This window comes from Allobosea sp. GW821-FHT03A12 (assembly GCF_058986765.1).
On the sequence record NZ_JBYSVZ010000003.1, the window covers coordinates 966,355 to 981,778 of the forward strand.

18 protein-coding genes are annotated in these 15,424 nt (G+C 68.9%); 8 read left to right on the forward strand and 10 right to left on the reverse strand.

What is annotated here, in order from left to right:
• Positions 1-66 precede the first annotated feature (66 nt).
• From AC3WLC_RS12065 to AC3WLC_RS12075, 3 genes are all read left to right on the forward strand, one after another.
• On the forward strand, positions 67-495 hold the full coding sequence (locus tag AC3WLC_RS12065) for a nucleoside deaminase (RefSeq protein WP_493684548.1): 429 nt from the start codon (positions 67-69) through the stop codon (positions 493-495).
• The gene (locus AC3WLC_RS12070) at positions 495-998 is read left to right on the forward strand and encodes a GNAT family N-acetyltransferase (protein WP_493684162.1); all 504 of its coding nucleotides are present in this window, start codon (positions 495-497) and stop codon (positions 996-998) included. The genes AC3WLC_RS12065 and AC3WLC_RS12070 overlap by 1 nt, the downstream gene beginning before the upstream one ends.
• 393 nt (positions 999-1,391) lie before the next feature.
• Positions 1,392-1,772 (forward strand): hypothetical protein, encoded by a 381-nt coding sequence (locus AC3WLC_RS12075; RefSeq protein WP_493684163.1) that lies wholly within the window; start codon positions 1,392-1,394, stop codon positions 1,770-1,772.
• 1 nt (position 1,773) lies between these two features.
• Here the strand turns inward: AC3WLC_RS12075 and AC3WLC_RS12080 are convergent, their stop codons facing one another.
• Positions 1,774-2,514 (reverse strand): sulfite exporter TauE/SafE family protein, encoded by a 741-nt coding sequence (locus AC3WLC_RS12080; RefSeq protein ID WP_493684164.1) that lies wholly within the window; start codon positions 2,512-2,514, stop codon positions 1,774-1,776.
• A 154-nt stretch (positions 2,515-2,668) separates the two neighbouring features.
• Between AC3WLC_RS12080 and AC3WLC_RS12085 the strand changes: the two genes are divergently transcribed.
• The gene (locus tag AC3WLC_RS12085) at positions 2,669-3,415 is read left to right on the forward strand and encodes an ArsR/SmtB family transcription factor (RefSeq protein ID WP_493684165.1); all 747 of its coding nucleotides are present in this window, start codon (positions 2,669-2,671) and stop codon (positions 3,413-3,415) included.
• Here AC3WLC_RS12085 and AC3WLC_RS12090 read toward each other — a convergent pair.
• From AC3WLC_RS12090 to purD, 3 genes are all read right to left on the reverse strand, one after another.
• Positions 3,375-4,250: a patatin-like phospholipase family protein gene (locus AC3WLC_RS12090; protein WP_493684166.1), complete on the reverse strand. Its 876-nt coding sequence runs from the start codon at positions 4,248-4,250 to the stop codon at positions 3,375-3,377. The two genes, AC3WLC_RS12085 and AC3WLC_RS12090, sit on opposite strands and share 41 nt — an antisense overlap.
• A 27-nt stretch (positions 4,251-4,277) precedes the next feature.
• On the reverse strand, positions 4,278-5,192 hold the full coding sequence (locus AC3WLC_RS12095; protein ID WP_493684167.1) for an alpha/beta fold hydrolase: 915 nt from the start codon (positions 5,190-5,192) through the stop codon (positions 4,278-4,280).
• 61 nt (positions 5,193-5,253) lie between these two features.
• Positions 5,254-6,534: a phosphoribosylamine--glycine ligase gene (purD, locus tag AC3WLC_RS12100; protein ID WP_493684168.1), complete on the reverse strand. Its 1,281-nt coding sequence runs from the start codon at positions 6,532-6,534 to the stop codon at positions 5,254-5,256.
• A gap of 92 nt (positions 6,535-6,626) precedes the next feature.
• Between purD and xseA the strand changes: the two genes are divergently transcribed.
• Both xseA and AC3WLC_RS12110 read left to right on the forward strand, forming a co-directional pair.
• Positions 6,627-8,150: an exodeoxyribonuclease VII large subunit gene (gene xseA, locus AC3WLC_RS12105; RefSeq protein WP_493684169.1), complete on the forward strand. Its 1,524-nt coding sequence runs from the start codon at positions 6,627-6,629 to the stop codon at positions 8,148-8,150.
• A gap of 156 nt (positions 8,151-8,306) precedes the next feature.
• The gene (locus AC3WLC_RS12110) at positions 8,307-9,035 is read left to right on the forward strand and encodes an SGNH/GDSL hydrolase family protein (protein ID WP_493684170.1); all 729 of its coding nucleotides are present in this window, start codon (positions 8,307-8,309) and stop codon (positions 9,033-9,035) included.
• 31 nt (positions 9,036-9,066) lie between these two features.
• Here AC3WLC_RS12110 and AC3WLC_RS12115 read toward each other — a convergent pair whose 3' ends face one another.
• Positions 9,067-9,912: a dienelactone hydrolase family protein gene (locus AC3WLC_RS12115; protein WP_493684171.1), complete on the reverse strand. Its 846-nt coding sequence runs from the start codon at positions 9,910-9,912 to the stop codon at positions 9,067-9,069.
• Between the two features lie 119 nt (positions 9,913-10,031).
• On the opposite strand from AC3WLC_RS12115, the gene AC3WLC_RS12120 reads away from it, so the two are divergent.
• Positions 10,032-10,253 carry a DUF2093 domain-containing protein gene (locus AC3WLC_RS12120; protein WP_326873187.1) on the forward strand — a complete coding sequence of 74 codons (222 nt, stop codon included), beginning with the start codon at positions 10,032-10,034 and terminating at the stop codon, positions 10,251-10,253.
• Here the strand turns inward: AC3WLC_RS12120 and lpxK are convergent.
• From lpxK to AC3WLC_RS12145, 5 genes are all read right to left on the reverse strand, one after another.
• Complete coding sequence (gene lpxK / locus AC3WLC_RS12125) at positions 10,221-11,255, reverse strand: tetraacyldisaccharide 4'-kinase (protein WP_493684172.1); 1,035 nt, start codon at positions 11,253-11,255, stop codon at positions 10,221-10,223. The two genes, AC3WLC_RS12120 and lpxK, sit on opposite strands and share 33 nt — an antisense overlap.
• Positions 11,255-12,553 carry a 3-deoxy-D-manno-octulosonic acid transferase gene (locus tag AC3WLC_RS12130; protein WP_493684173.1) on the reverse strand — a complete coding sequence of 433 codons (1,299 nt, stop codon included), beginning with the start codon at positions 12,551-12,553 and terminating at the stop codon, positions 11,255-11,257. Before AC3WLC_RS12130 ends, lpxK begins: the two co-directional genes overlap by 1 nt.
• Positions 12,550-13,299, reverse strand: coding sequence for a lysophospholipid acyltransferase family protein (locus AC3WLC_RS12135; RefSeq protein ID WP_493684174.1), 750 nt, complete (start codon positions 13,297-13,299; stop codon positions 12,550-12,552). The genes AC3WLC_RS12130 and AC3WLC_RS12135 overlap by 4 nt, the downstream gene beginning before the upstream one ends.
• Before the next feature lie 26 nt (positions 13,300-13,325).
• Positions 13,326-13,568: a DUF4170 domain-containing protein gene (locus AC3WLC_RS12140; RefSeq protein WP_493684175.1), complete on the reverse strand. Its 243-nt coding sequence runs from the start codon at positions 13,566-13,568 to the stop codon at positions 13,326-13,328.
• Between the two features lie 207 nt (positions 13,569-13,775).
• Entirely contained in the window at positions 13,776-14,603 is an 828-nt protein-coding gene (locus AC3WLC_RS12145) for a 3'(2'),5'-bisphosphate nucleotidase CysQ (RefSeq protein WP_493684176.1), read from the reverse strand.
• Positions 14,604-14,852: 249 nt separating this feature from the next.
• Here AC3WLC_RS12145 and AC3WLC_RS12150 point away from each other — a divergent pair, with 249 nt between their 5' ends.
• Complete coding sequence (locus AC3WLC_RS12150) at positions 14,853-15,380, forward strand: DUF6101 family protein (protein ID WP_493684177.1); 528 nt, start codon at positions 14,853-14,855, stop codon at positions 15,378-15,380.
• The last annotated feature ends 44 nt before the right edge of the window (positions 15,381-15,424 follow it).

Below are 15,424 nucleotides of genomic sequence, written 5' to 3' on the forward strand. Positions count from 1 at the left end.
CGCTGCGACGGCAAAGATGAAGGTTCGATGGGATCGATCGACGCAAAGCAGATCGAGGTGGCGCCGATGGCGCTGGCGCTGACCGAAGCGCGCGCCGCGGCGGAGCGCGGCGAGGTGCCGGTCGGGGCGGTGATCGTCCGTGACAGGCAGGTGCTGGCGAGCGCCGGCAACCGCACGCTTGAACTGAAGGACCCGACGGCACATGCCGAGACATTGGCGATCCGGCTGGCCTGCGAAGCCATTCAGTCCGAGCGGCTGATCGATTGCGATCTCTATGTCACGCTCGAACCCTGTCCGATGTGCGCGGCGGCGATCTCCTTCGCCCGAATCCGGCGGCTCTATTTCGCTGCCTCGGATCCCAAGGGCGGGGCGGTCGAGAACGGTGTCAGGCTCTATCGCAGCCCGAGCTGCCATCATGCGCCGGAGGTCTATGGCGGATTGAGAGAGCGCGAGGCGGCAGAATTGCTACGCGATTTCTTCCGGGGGAAGCGCTGATGGCGGAGATGATCCGAGCTGCGAGCCCGGTCGATGCACAAGCCATCGCCGCGCTCAACCGCGCCGCCTTCGGTGGCGAGGACGAGGCCGGCATCGTCGAGCGCCTGCGCAGCGACGGCCTCGTTGCCGTCGAGCTGGTCGCGGAACAGGGCGGCGCGATCAGCGGCCATATCCTGCTGAGCTGGCTGCCGGCGATGATGGATGGCCGCGCCGTGAAGGCCCTGGCGCTCGCGCCGATGGCGGTGCGGTCAGGGCTGCAGAAGCAGGGTATCGGTGGCCGGCTGATCGCGGCGGCGCTCGATGAGGCACGGGCCGCAGGGGCCGAGGCCGTCATCGTGCTCGGGCACCCCGGCTACTATCCGCGCTTCGGCTTCTCGGCGGCGCTGGCGCATAACCTCGCTTCGCCCTTTTCAGGTGAGGCCTTCATGGCACTGGAGCTCGTGCCGGGAGCGTTGGCTGGACGGCAGGGCTCGGTCAGCTACCCATCTGCCTTTGGTCTGTAGCCGCCAAAGGCGATCCTAGCCCGCTGGGTCGCGGCGGGCTCCTGACCAACCGGGCGAATGCTTGGGCGGCTCCCATCAAAACTGAATTGCAATGTATTTCTACCAATTTTGATCGTATATATCAGGGTATCATGTAGTAAACATCTTAAGTATTTAGCTGATTGGTTAGTGCGATGGGCTTAGTCCTGATGGTGTAGGCAAAATCCAGGGCTGGTCAGATCCCGAATGCATCTCGTAAGCTGCCTTGTTTTTGCCTTGTGTCGTGGGTAGGTCGCCGCTGCACTGCTCAGCCAGACCAAGGAATGGTGGCTTGAGCCTCCCATTCCCCAAAGTCGGTATTTCTCCATTATGCGTAAAGTTGCGTTGGCTGCGCTGTCCGCGGCCTGTTGGTCTGTGTCCCCCTCCTTTGCCGCCGATACCCATCTCGCGATGATCTCGTTCCAGCCGCAGGTGAAGGGGCTCGGTTGCCTCAAGCCGGAAACCCTCGGCATGATCAAGGAACTCACCGCGAAGATCGGCCCGATCCAGATCACCTCGACCTGCGGCGGCCGCCACGCCCGCAACTCCCAGCACTATCGCGGCAACGCCATCGACTTCCGCCCGCTCGCCACCTCGCCGCGGAACGCTGCGGCCGCCGCCAAGAAGATCGAAGCGGTCGGCGGCGTCGGCTCCTATTCCAACGGCCTCGTCCATGTCGATGTCGGTGACCGCGAGATCGCCTGGTATGGCCACAAGCGCAGCCGCCGGCTGGCTTATGCTGGGCGCGGGCGTTAGCTCAGAGCATCGTCCGGGCGATCAGGTAGCCCCCGAGCGCCAGCAGTCCGGCGAAGAAGCAGAGCTTGAAGGTCGCCGCAGAGATGCGCTGGCGGATCGCCTGGCCGAACCACATCCCGGCCAGCGCCGGCAGCAGCGCCAGCAATGAGGCGCCGGCGACCTTCAGGTCGAGCGCGCCGGCGCCGACCAGTCCGAAGGACAGGGCGATCGTCGAGACGATGAAGGAGAGGCCGAGCGCCTGCACGAGCTCGTCCTTGTCGAAGCCGAGCGTCTGCAGATAGGGCACCGCCGGCAGCACGAAGACGCCGGTCGCCGCGGTGGCCGCGCCGGTGATGACGCCGACCAGCGGGCCGAGCCAGATCTCGGTCTTCTCGGGCACGCGCAGCTTGGCGGCCTTCAGCCCGACCAGCGCATAGAGCACCAGCGCGATGCCAAGCCAGAGCGTCGCAGAGCCGTCCTTGGCTTTTTCCAGCAGCCCGGCGCCGGCCCAGGTGCCGACGCAGGTCCCGGCCAGCATCGGCCAAAGCCGGATCGCGATCGCCTTGAGCTTTGGGCCGGTCAGCTGCCAGCTATTGGTGACGAGATTGGGAATGACCAGCAGCGCCGCGGCCTGCGCCGGCGCCATCACCACGCCGAGCACGCCGACGGCGATCGTCGGCAGGCCGAGACCGATCACGCCCTTGACGAAGCCGGCGAGCACGAAGGTCGCGGCGATGAAGGTGAGGAGCGTCGTCTGGTCCATGATCCTGCCGATCCGATCGATTGCGATGCCGCGACTTGTGGCAGGTCCTGACCCCGGCTGTCGCTCTTCGACACTACGGTCCTCGCCGTAGCGTCCTCGCTTGCCTCAGCGGACACGGACGTCATCATGGCAGCCACACTGGAGGCGTCGAGCCATGGCCACGCACGGACCCTATCTCGCCGAGATCGCCCATCTGATGGGCGATCCCGCCCGCGCCAACATGCTGCATGCGCTGATGGATGGGCGCGCGCTGACGGCGAAGGAACTCGCCTTCCTTGCCGGCGTCGCGCCGCAGACCGCGAGCGGCCATCTCGCCAAGCTGATGCAGGGCGGCCTGCTCGGCGTCGCCGTGCAGGGCCGCCATCGCTATTACCGGCTCGCCGGGCCGGAGGTCGCCGCGGCGCTGGAGGGGTTGATGGTGCTCTCCGGCGGGCAGGCGAACGGGCGGCGTTTGCCCTCACGCGTCGGCGCCGATCTCGCCCGCGCCCGCACCTGCTATGACCATTTTGCCGGCCGCCTCGGTATCGCCATCCATGACGCGCTTGTCGCTGGCGGGCATCTCACCGTGGCCGATGGCGGCTATGGGCTGACGCGTTCCGGTGTTGCGCTCTTCGCCGGGCTTGGGATCGACCCCGCCACCGCGAGCAAGGGAAAGCGCGCGGCGCTGCGGCCCTGCCTCGACTGGAGCGAGCGCCGTCCGCATCTCGCCGGCTCGCTTGCGGCAGCCCTGGCTTGCCGCTGCTTCGAGACTGGCTGGGTGAAGCGGGTGAAAGACAGCCGCGCAGTGATCCTGACCGATGAGGGGCGAGCGGCGCTGGAGGCCGGTCTGCCCGGTTTCCGCTGCGACGAGCCGGAGACGGTCACGCCGCCCGTTCGAGCGCCTCTGACAGCCTCCGCTTGACCTCCTCCTTCGCCGGCTCTGCGGCATCGAGGATCGCCTGCCAGCGGAAGAAGTCGAGCCCGCCGAAGCCTTCGCCGCCGGCCCGGATCAAGATATCTGGGGGCTGCCGCTCGATCATGCGCTGCACCAGCGCCCGCGTCAGGATCTGCGAGACACCAACCATTGCTTCCAATGGCTCCGGCACGCGGCTGTCGCTCACGGTCGCCGGCGCGCTGGTGTCGACCGCGAGCACGAGGCGTCCCGGGCCGAGCAGACGGTCATAGGGAAGGGGGTTGATGGCGCCGCCATCGATCAGCACGCGCCCGCCGATCGTCACTGGCTTGATGAGGCCGGGGATCGCCAACGAAGCGGCGACGGCCGGTGTCAGTGGGCCGCTGCCGAGGACGACCTCGTCATGCAGATGGTAATCGGTCGCGACCGAGAGGAACGGGATGCCGAGCTCCTCGAAGCGATCAGGCACGGCCTGTGGCCAGAACAGGTCGAGCAGGCGCTCGCCATCGATCAGCACGGGATTGCCGAGCCCGCCGCGCCAGAGATCGGCGATCTTGCCGATACGCGCTTCCAGCAGCCTGGCGATCACCCGGGCGCGGTCGCGAAAGCTCGCCTCGACATGGGCGCGCAGGTCCCGGCCGGAGAGCCCGGCGGCATAGGCGGCGCCGACGATCGCTCCCATCGACGAGCCGGCGATCAGCGCCGGCTTCAGGCCGAGCTCGTCGAGCGCCTCCAGCACCGGGATATGGCTGAGGCCGCGCGCCCCGCCCGAGCCGAGCACGAGGACAAGCTCGGGTCCGGACGGATCGGGCAGGCGGGCGAGGGGGCTGGAGACGCTGGTCATGGCCTGATGTTGCGGTGCGGGAGCCGCTCAGGCAACCTCCCTTGCGAGGAAAGGTTTCACCGCCGCGAGCGTATCCTGCGGATTCTCCTCCGGCAGGAAATGCCCGCTGGCGATCGCCTGACCCTCCGCCTGCGGCGCGAAGGTCTCGCGCCAGATTGCGAGCGGGCTTGCGCCCTTGGCCGGGATGCCGGCTTCGCCCCAGAGAACCAGCACCGGGCAGAGGATCTTTTTGCCCGCCCCGAGGTCGGCCTTGTCGTGGTCGAGATCGGTGGTCGCGCCGGCGCGGTAATCCTCGCAGGCGGCATGGATGCGCGCGGGGTCGTTGAATGACTCGGCATAGACGGCCATTGCCAGCGGGTGGAAGGCCTCTATCTTCTTGGCCCGTGTCCAGCTCGCGATCGTGTGGTCGAGCCAGCCGGCCGGGTCGGCCTGGATCAGCTTCTCCGGCACCGGCTCGGGCTGGGCCAGGAAGGTCCAGTGATAGACCTGCATGGCGCGCGCCGCGTTCATGCCCTCCCACATCGACACGGTCGGCAGGATATCGAGCAGGACGAGCCGCTCGACCCGGTCGGGATTGTCGAGCGCGAGGCGATAGGCGACGCGGGCGCCGCGGTCATGGCCGATCACCGCGAAACGGTTGAAGCCGAGCGCGCTCATCGTGGCGACGATGTCCTCGCCCATGCCGCGCTTCGTATAGAGCACCTTGCCGCCATCGCCATGCGGGGCGGCCGACCAGCCATAGCCGCGCAGGTCGGGGCAGACGACGGTGTGGGTCTTGGCGAGCTCGCCCGCCATCTCGTGCCATTCGGCATGGGTCTGCGGGAAGCCGTGGATCAGCACCACCGGTGGTCCCTTGCCGCCGACGCGGGCGAAGATCTTGCCGACCGGCCCGTCGATCCAGCGCGCCTCGAAACCGGGAAAGAGGGCGTCGATATTGGTCATGGCGTGGCTCTCCGCTGTGCTCGCGTCGCGCCACACTATCTAGGCAGCCTGCCAGATCCTGTCAGCCTTCGCGCTCGCGCTTCACCGCCTGCCAGCCGATGTCGCGGCGGCAGAAGCCGCCCGGCCAGTCGATCAGGTCGACGGCTGCATAGGCCTTGGCTTGCGCCTCGCTGACGGTCTTGCCGAGCGCCACGACGTTGAGCACGCGCCCGCCATTGGCGACGATCTCGCCATCCTTCGCCTGCGTACCGGCATGGAAGACCAGCACGTCCTTTTCGGCCGCGGCCTTGTCGATGCCCTTGATGACGCTGCCCTTCTCCGGCGTGCCGGGATAGCCCTTCGCCGCCATCACCACCGTCAGCGCGACGTCGTCGGACCAGCGCAGGTCGACCGCATTCAGCACGCCGTCCCGCGCAGCGAGTAGGGCCGGTACGAGGTCGCTCTTCAGCCGCGGCATCAGCACCTCGCATTCGGGATCGCCGAAGCGAGTGTTGTATTCGATCAGCTTGGGGCCATTGGCGGTGATCATCAGCCCGGCGAAGAGCACGCCCTTGAACGGCGTGCCGCGCCTGGCCATGCCGTCGAGCGTCGGCTGGATGATCTCGGCCATGACCTGCGCTTCCAGCGCCTTCGTCATCACGGGCGCCGGCGAATAGGCGCCCATGCCACCTGTGTTGGGGCCGGTATCGCCGTCGAAGGCGCGCTTATGGTCTTGGGCCGAGGCGAGCGGCAGGGCATGCGTGCCGTCGCAGAGCGCGAAGAAGCTGGCCTCCTCGCCGATCATCCACTCCTCGATCACGACCTCGGCGCCGGCAGCGCCGAGCCCGCCGGAGAACATCATCGCCAGCGCTTCATTGGCTTGCTCAACGGTCTCCGCCATGATGACGCCCTTGCCGGCGGCGAGCCCGTCGGCCTTGATCACCAGCGGCGCGCCGGTCTTGGCGACATAGGCCCTGGCCGTAGTCTCGTCGGTGAAGCGGGCGAAGGCTGCCGTCGGTATGCCGAATTCGGCGCAGAGCTCCTTGGTGAAGGCCTTCGAGCCTTCGAGCTGCGCCGCGGCCCTGGACGGGCCGAAGGTCTTGATCCCGGCTGCTTCGAGGTCGTCGGCGATGCCGTCGACCAGCGGGCCTTCCGGCCCGACCACGACGAGGCCGACGCCCTGCAGCTTGCAGAAATCAGCCACGGCGCGGTGGTCGGCGATATCGAGCACGACATTGTCGCCGCATTGGGCGGTGCCGGGATTGCCGGGGGCGATGAAGAGCTTGTCGCAGAGCGGAGAGGCCGAGATCGCCCAGGCCAGGGCATGCTCGCGCCCGCCGGACCCGATCAGAAGAATGTTCATCGCATCTCTCCGCTTGCTCAGGGCGCAATAGCTGCCATCCCTTGTCCGGGCAACGCTTCTGCTCGGGCCGTCCCATCGTTAAATACGGGTTCATGGACAGCGAATCGCCTCAGCCGGTCGGCAATGCCCCTGAATGGTCGGTCTCCGACCTCTCCGGCGCGCTCAAGCGCACGCTGGAGGATGCCTTCGGCTTCGTGCGCGTGCGCGGCGAAATCTCCGGCTATCGCGGCCCGGTCGGCTCCGGCCATGTCTATTTCTCGCTGAAGGACGCCAACGCCAAGATCGATGCGGTGATCTGGAAAGGCGTCTTCGGCCGGCTGAAGACGAAGCCCCAGGAAGGGCTGGAGGTGATCGCCACCGGCAAGATCACCACCTTCGCCGGCAAGTCGAGCTACCAGATCATTATCGATTCGCTCGAGCCTGCCGGCATCGGTGCACTGATGGCGCTGCTCGAGGAGCGCCGGAAGAAGCTCGCCGCCGAGGGCCTGTTCGATCCCGGCCGTAAGCAGCTCATCCCGTTCCTGCCGCGCGTCGTCGGCGTCGTCACCTCGCCGACAGGCGCCGTCATCCGCGACATCCTGCACCGGCTGGAGGAACGCTTTCCTCGCCATGTCCTGGTCTGGCCGGTGCGCGTCCAGGGCGAGAGCAGCGCGGCCGAGGTCGCCAATGCGATCGCAGGCTTCAACGCGCTTCTCGAGGGCGGCCGGATTCCGCGCCCGGACGTGATCATCGTCGCGCGCGGCGGCGGTTCGCTGGAAGACCTGATGGGCTTCAACGAGGAGGTGGTGGTGCGCGCCGCCGCCGCCTCGCTGATCCCGCTGGTCTCGGCGGTCGGCCACGAGACCGACGTCACGCTGATCGACCATGCCGCCGATCTGCGCAGCCCCACGCCGACCGGCGCAGCCGAGAAGGTCGTGCCGGTGCGGGCCGAATTGCTGGCGCAGGTGACCGACCTCTCGCGCCGCCTGTCGGGTGCGACGCTGCGCCTGTCGGAGCGCCGCCGCAACGATCTGCGCGCGCTCGCCCGTGCCTTGCCGACGCCCGAGACCCTGCTGGCGGCGCCGCGCCAGCGGCTCGACCTCGCCGCTGCCAAGCTCGGTCCGGCGCTGGCGCGCAATGCTCGTGCGTACGAGCAGCGTCTCGCCCAGCTCGACCGCCGCCTCCACACGCAGTCGCCAGCGGCAAAGCTCAAGACGCATGCTGCGAAGCTGGATGGTCTTGCTAAGCTCCTCGCGGCTGCTCGCGACAAGATCTTTCTGGTCGAGCGCAACAGGATCGCCAGAGCCCGAGATAATCTTCATTCCGTCCATACACGGGCGCTGCCAGCCTTCACGCGCCAGCTCCAGCGCCGCCGCGACCGGCTCGACAGCGTCTGGGCGCTCGCCGCCTCGCTCGGGCCGCAAGCCGTTCTGGCGCGCGGCTATGCGCTGGTGCGCGACGATGAGGGCAATCTGCTGCGCAGTGCCACGGCGGCGCGACCGGGATTGGCCCTCCAGGTCACGCTCGCCGATGGCAGTTTCGGCGCGATCGTGCCGGGTGGGGCTTCCCCGCCGCAGGCGCCGCGGCAGCCGACCCGCAAGGCCGTCGGCGGGAGCGGGCAGGGCGATCTGTTCTGAGATTCCGAAAACCGGTCATTCACCACCAATTTGGATGAGTTGGCTCCCGTTCAGATAGCGTTCAGCTAGCGCTGGCTAAACGCTGCCTGATAGCGGTTGGGGGAATGTTCCTTGATGCTCGCCGGTTTCCGGATACGCCTTGCTTGTGCCGTTGCCATGCTTGCGCCTCTGGGCCTGCAAGTGCAGCAGGCGAATGCGACCGAATTCGTCTGCAGGCCGTCGACGCTCTCCCGCGATGCCGCCGATCTCACTTCGGGCTGGAGCAAGAGCGGTGCTCCGTTGCGTATCCTCGCCATCGGCTCGTCCTCGACCGAAGGCATCGGCGCCAGCGGCAAGGACAAGACCTATCCGGCGCAACTCAGTACGCTGCTGCGCACCGGCCTCTCGGGCCGCCCCGTCGAGATGGTCAATGCCGGTATCGGCGGCGAGACCGCGCCGCAGACCTTGTTGCGTCTCAAGGCCGCGCTGACCGGCGGCCATTACGATCTGGTGATCTGGCAGGTCGGGACCAACGATGCCGTGACCGGCGGTGACCTCGGCACCTTCCGCAATCTCGTCACCGATGGCATCGCCGCCGCCAGGCAGGCCCGTACCCGGCTCGTCATCCTCGATCCGCAGTTCTATCCCGGCATCAAGGAGACGGCGCGTTATCGCGCCTATGTCGACGCCATCGCCGAAGTCGCCAAGGCCCAGGCTGTGCCGGTGCTGTCGCGCTATCAGGCGATGCTGGGCTGGTATCAGCGCGATGCCGACGGCTTCATGGCCGCGCTCGCAGGCGACCGCTTCCATATGAGCGATGCCGGCTATGGCTGCCTGGCGCAGGACATCGCCCGCTCGCTGCTTGGCGACCGGCCGGCGGTGACGCTCACCGCTTCGGCGCGCTGACGGTCGGCAAGATCTCGGCCGCCTGCTGCTTTTACTTGCCTATCAGGAAGGCCTTGACCCGCTTGATCGCGTCCTCGCGCGCGGCCGGGTCTGTGCCGATGGTGACCTTGCCGGTCCCGGAGGCCGAAAAGGCGACGCCTTCCTTCTCGCGCCGATCCAGGCGCGGATGGTCGAAGTCATGCACCGCGCCGGGGTAGAGCACGAGCTCGACCGGCTCGCCGCGGGCGCGCGCGGCCTTGGCGAGGAAGTCGCAAGGGGCGGGCGGGGTCCAGTCGTCGGCATCGCCCATGAGGATCAGGGTCGGCAGCCGAGCTTCGAAGCTGCCCGATTCCGATTGGGCGCGACAACCGGGATAGAACGCCACGGCGCGGGCGAAGTCCGGCTGGCGATCGGCCGGCCTGCGATCCTTGCGGATCGCGGCGAGCACGCTCGAGCCGCCGCCCGACCAGCCGAGCAGCGCGATCGCATCGCGTCGGACATCGGGACGGTCCTGCAGCCAGCGCCGCGCCGCCATGGCGTCGCCGACGCGTTCGCGGCTGGCGCGGATGGTGACGTCCTTGACGCCGCATTGCGAGCCGAGCCCACGCGAGCCGTAGCTGTCCGGCATCAGCACGATGAGTCCGGTCTGCGCCAAGCGCTCGCCCCAGTCGCTATGCCGCATCGAGAGCTTCTCGGGCTCGCGCCAGAGGCCGCCGCAGCCATGCAGCGCGACCACGGCCGGGAACGGTCCCGGGCCCGTCGGGCGGAACAGCACCCCGTCGAGCTGATAGTCATCATGCGGGATGCGGACGCGTTCATAGCCGCCCGCGATCGCGGGCGCCGCGAGCAGGGAAACAAGACCAATCGCCAGCAAGGCGGCGCGGGTCAGGCTGGACATCATCGCAACTGACGCTATCACAGAAAGACCATGCTGGAACAATGCGTTGATTCAGAGATGGTTGCGCCCTACTGCAACCCTTGCGCTAACCCTTCGCCGCTCCACCGTCCGGCCCCATGATGAACATCAACGAACGTCTGCCCCCTTCCGGATCCGAAGCGCTGGTCGATTACGGCCATGGCGAGTTCCGGGTTGTGCGTCCCGGCGCCTTCGTCCGCTGCGCCGTCACCGGCGCCGCGATCCGGCTCGAGGATTTGCGCTACTGGTCGGTGGACTGGCAGGAGGCCTATGCCTCCCCCGAGGCCGTGCTACTGCGCGTGCGCCGCGCGGGCCGCGCCTGAGCGGGTCTTTGCGAGGGCACTGCGCAGCAGCGCGTCGAGCGCGGCCTCGTTCTCGAAGACCAGCGTGACCGGCACGCAGAGCAGGAGCGAGCGCTCGGCCGCCGGCCAGAGTGGCGCCAGTTTGACCAGGTCCTTCTCGGTGACGGCGACACGGCAGGCTTTCGCCTTCGCCTCGGCGATCAGCGCCGCGACTTCGCCCGCCGTATAGGCGTGGTGGTCGCCATAGGCGTGCTCGCCGATCAGCCGCGCTCCGGCGGCGCGCAAGGTCGCCGCGAATTTCTCGGGCCGGCCGATCCCCGAGACCGCCAGCACCGACAGGCCGGCGAGCTCGGCCTGGATATCGGCCGGCGGCATCAGGCTTGCTCGCAGCACGCGCTTTCCGACGGTCAGCGCTGGAACGGCGACATCGTCGCCCGCCGCTCCCTCTCCGATGACGACGAGGGCGTCGACATGCTCGAACTGGCCGGCGAGCGGCGCCCGCAGCGGCCCCGCCGGCAGGCACAGCCCGTTGCCGACGCCGACGGCGCCATCGACGACCGCGAGCCTGAGATCCTTGTGTAGCGAGGGGTTCTGCAGTCCGTCGTCCATCAGGACGAGGCTTGCGCCTGCCTCGCGCGTCAGCGCCGCGCCGGCGGGCCGCTCGCGCGCCACTACCGTCGGCAGGCGCGCGGCAAGCAGCAGCGGCTCGTCGCCGACATCCGCCGCGCTGTGCCGACTCGGGTCGACGCGCAGCGGGCCGGAGAGCTTGCCGCCGTAGCCGCGCGTCAGGGCGAAGGGCGCCTCGCCCATCGCAGCTAGCTTTGACGCGATCGCCAGCGTGGTCGGCGTCTTGCCGGCGCCGCCCGCGACGAAATTGCCGACGCAGATCACTGGAATGCCGGCCTGCGCGCCAGGGCGGCGCATACGCTTCAGGGTGATTGCGCCGTAGAGCGTCCCGAGCGGTTGCAGCAGCCAAGCGAGGGCGGATGGCGGGGCGCGCCACCAGAAGCCCGGGGCGCGCATCAGTCCAGGCTCTCGCGCTGGCCGATGGTGGCGCGCAGCAGCAGCGGCTCGATCGCCTGGACGGTCCGGTCGAGCGCGCCGCTGAGCTCGGTGCTGGTGCGGGCCGCGGCCCGGGCGGCCTGGCGCGCGGCAGCGGGGTCGCTGAGCCAGCGATGCACGCCCTGGGCGAGCTCCTGCCGGTCGGCGACCTCTATGGCGCCACCGCCGGCATCGAAGGCGGCGAAGAGGTCGGCGGATTTGTGGACGAGCGGGCCGTGCAGCAGGGCGCAGCCGAGCTTGGCCGGCTCGATCGGGTTGTGGCCGCCGATGGGGGCGAGCGAGCCGCCGATGAAGGCGACCGGCGCCAGCCGGTAGAACAGGCCGAGATCGCCGAGCGTGTCGGCGATGTAGAAGTCGATGTCGCGCTCGGGCAGGTGGCCGAGCGAGCGGCGGGCGCTCGAAACGCCGTTGGCCTGGGCGAGCGCCTCGACCTCGCCGCCACGATCGGGATGGCGTGGCACGACGATGGTGAGGAGCTTGGGCAGATGCGCCCTGACGCCGAGATGGGCGGCGAGCACGTCTTCCTCCTCGCCCGGATGGGTCGAGGCGGCGACCCAGACCGGCCGGCCGGCGGCGAGGCCGTCGAGCAGGGCCAGCGTGTTGGGATCGGCCGGTGGGGCGGGGACGTCGAATTTCAGGTTGCCGGCGATGCTGACGCGCGGCGCGCCGAGCTGGGCGAGGCGCTGTCCGTCCTCCTGCGACTGCGCCAGGCAACGATCGAAGCCGGAGAGCAGATGGCGCGAGGTCTGCGGGAACTTGTACCAGCGCCGGAAGGAGCGCTCCGACATCCGCGCATTGATCAGCACGAGCGGCACGCCGCGCTTGCCGGACTCGATCATCAGGTTCGGCCAGATCTCGGATTCGCAGATCAGGGCGAGGTCCGGCCGCCAATGGTCGAGGAAGCGGCGCATATAGCGCGGCACGTCGAGCGGCAGGAACTGATGGATCGCCCCGGCCGGCAGGCGTTGTGCCAGCAGCCGCGCCGAGGTCACCGTGCCCGAGGTCACCAGCACGGCGAGCCCGCGCCGCTGCAGCCGCTCGATCAGGGGCAGCAGCGTCACCGTCTCGCCGACGCTGGCGCCATGCAGCCAGACCAGCGTCTTGTCCGGGCGCTCGGCGCTGGGATAGCCGCGCCGCTCGGAGAGGCGCGCCGGGTCTTCCTTGCCGCGCCGGCGCCGCCAGAGCAGCAGGCCTGCGGCGGCTGGCTCGAGCAGGGCCGAGAGCGTGCGATAAGCCTGGACGATAAAGCTGCGGCTCATGCGGCCTCGGCCTTCGCCGCCGCCTTGGCGGCCTGGATCTCGCGCAGGCCGGCGCCGGGATCGCGCGCGCCGATCAGCGCATAGGCGCGCTCGTGCACGGCGTCGAGCCCGGCCTGGACGGCGAGGCGCGCCGCCTCGCAGGTCGCCTCGTCGGCATCGCGCGCAATCCAGACGGGATCGCCGACGACGATAGCGCCGCGCCCGAAGGGCAGGCCGATCGAGGCGCGGTCCCAGCTGTTGAAGTCGATCCGCCGGCTGGTCACCACCGCGATCGGATGGATCGGCCGGCCCGAGGCGCGCGCCAGCTGGACGATGCCGGGGCCGCAGATGCGGGCGCGCTTGGGGATGTCGGCAGTCAGCACCATGGTGTCGCCGGCGGCGAGCCGGCGGACCATGGCGAGGAAGGCTGGCGCGCCGCCTTTCTCGCGAACCTTCTTGCCCGAGGCGCCCGAGCCGCGGATCGCGCCGATGCCGAGCTCGCGCAGCGCCACGGCGTTGAAGCCGCCATCGCCATGGCGCGAGACCAGCGAGCAGGACGGCATCCACTCCGGCCGGGCGAACGGGATCATGACGTGCTGGCCGTGCCACATCGCGATGATCAGCGGCAGCTCGCCGCGCACGCGCTCATAGACGTCGGCCGGCTCGACGACGAAGCGGTTCGTGCGCCTGACCAGGCGCAGATAATAGGCGAGGCTGCGCCCGAGCGCCTCCTGCGCGAACTTCGTCTTGAGCAGCGAAAATCCCATCGAACCGGACTACGGCGCCTTTCGGATCAGCGTTGAGCCGTCGACGGATCGAGCAGGCGGTGCAGGTGGACGACGAAATAGCGGGTCTGGGCCTGGTCGACGGTCTGCTGAGCCTTGGCCTTCCAGGCAGCGTGGGCGGCTGCGTAATTGGGGTAGACGCCGACGATGTCGAGCTTGGAGAGATCCTTGAACTCGACTCCGTCGAGCGAGCTCAGCTCGCCGCCGATCACGAGGTGCAGCAGCTGCTTGTTGTCATGGCTCGTGCTCATCATCCGTCTCCGGCCGGGGTTCTGACATCTGTGTCGAAAGCAAGCCGGGGCACCGCCGGATGTCCTCCGACCTGCCCCATCTTTCGTTTTTGCCGTGCGATCAGATAAGCCATCAGCCGCTCGCGCGCGAGGGCCGATTGCCAACAAATTGCGGTTATTTCCGGCAGTTTCTGCCCTGACGCCGCGGCAGCGGCGTTGCGCCGCGCTTCAGCTCCGCTGCGGCTGGCTCTCGCGCAGCCGGCGCAAGGCCTGCGCCAGGGGCGCGGCGAGGCTGTTTCCCGACGCCATCAGCATGCCATGGACCGGGATTTCGCGATTATAGCCGAGGGGCTCGCCGTCGGAGGTCGTGACCTGCCCGCCCGCTTCGGCGAGCACGAGGTCGGCGGCGGCGAGGTCCCAGTCGCGCGCGTCAGGCGAGACCAGCCCGGCGTCGATCGTGCCGTCGGCGATGCGCGTCAGGCGCAGCGCCAGCGACGGGATCTTGTCGGCGGCGATGAAGCTCTCCTGGCGGGCGAGCGCTTCGAGCATCGGCTTGGGCCCGGCGATGCGGGCGCCGGCGAGCGTGGTGAGCCCGCTCGTCCGGATCGGCTTGCCGTTGCTCCGGGCCCCGCCGCCCTCGGTCGCTGTGTAGGTCGTCTCTGCCGCGGGCGCGTGCACCACGCCGAGAACGGGGCGGCCCTCGTCGAGCAGGGCGACGCAGACCGCCCAGTCGGGCGAGCCGGCCATATAGGCGCGGGTGCCGTCGATCGGGTCGACCACCCAGACGAAGCGGCGTGACAGGCGGATCGTGTCGTCGGCCGTCTCTTCCGAGAGCCAGGCGGCCTCCGGCAGCAGCGCCGCGAGGCGCACATGCAGGAAGGTGTCGACGCCGATATCGGCCTCGGTCACCGGCGAGCCACCGGCCTTCGACCAGGTCTTGGCGGCGGTCTTCGCGCCGGGGCGGAACAGGTCGAGCGCGAGCCCGCCGGCCTCTCGGCAAGCGGCCTCGACGGCGGGCAACAAATCCCCGGCGATGGGTAGAGGTGTCGATGTCATCGGGCTTCGTTACGGCCTTGCGGGGCGGCTGAACAAGGAAAAAGCCACCATTGCGAGAAAGATTCCGTCAAGCATCAACCGGGAAACCGGCCGGAAGAGGGCGGAAAACCGCCCCGTCACCTTTGTTTAACCCTCCAGCTTAAGCGCTCGGACAATCCTTCCGGCCACTCTCCTCCCTGCAAAGCACGAGAACCCCGCATCGACAGAGGGTTCCGGGCAGCAGGGATTAGAAGAGAGGCGTTAAAACCGATGGCCAGCGTCACGCCGGCTGCGGGGGAGGCTGGCTGCGTGCCCGCCTTCCCCGGCAGCGCACATAACCAGAGCGGACAGCCCTCGCAGCCGGCGCAGGCGCCGCAGCAATCCGAAGGGCCTCGCATCGAGCGTGTCGGGCCGGTGCGCATCCTGCGCGGCGGCAAGGGCTGGCGCGGCATCGCCTTGCGCCTCGTCGGCGGCGTGATCGCCGATGATGACCGTTTCCAGCTTGCCCTGACGGCGGGGGACGGCCGTTCCGTCGTCGTCGCCGTGATCGATCAGGACGATGCCATCGCCGTTTGGCGCGATGCCGGCCGTGCCAGCGGCCTGCCGCTGCTGCTCGAAACCAGCGACGGCGCGATCACCGAACCCTATCCGCAGGTCGGCCGGGTCGCGCTCGGCGCGATCCGCATCCGCCGCCGGCATGCCCTGCTCGCCGGTCGCCGCCCGCGTTTCCTGACCCGGCGCAAGACCGGCCGCCTGCCGGAGCGTCCCGTGGTGATCAGGGGCGAGATCCTGTCCTAGAGCGCGTTCCGATCAGCTTGCACTGCAGGCTGATCGATGAATCC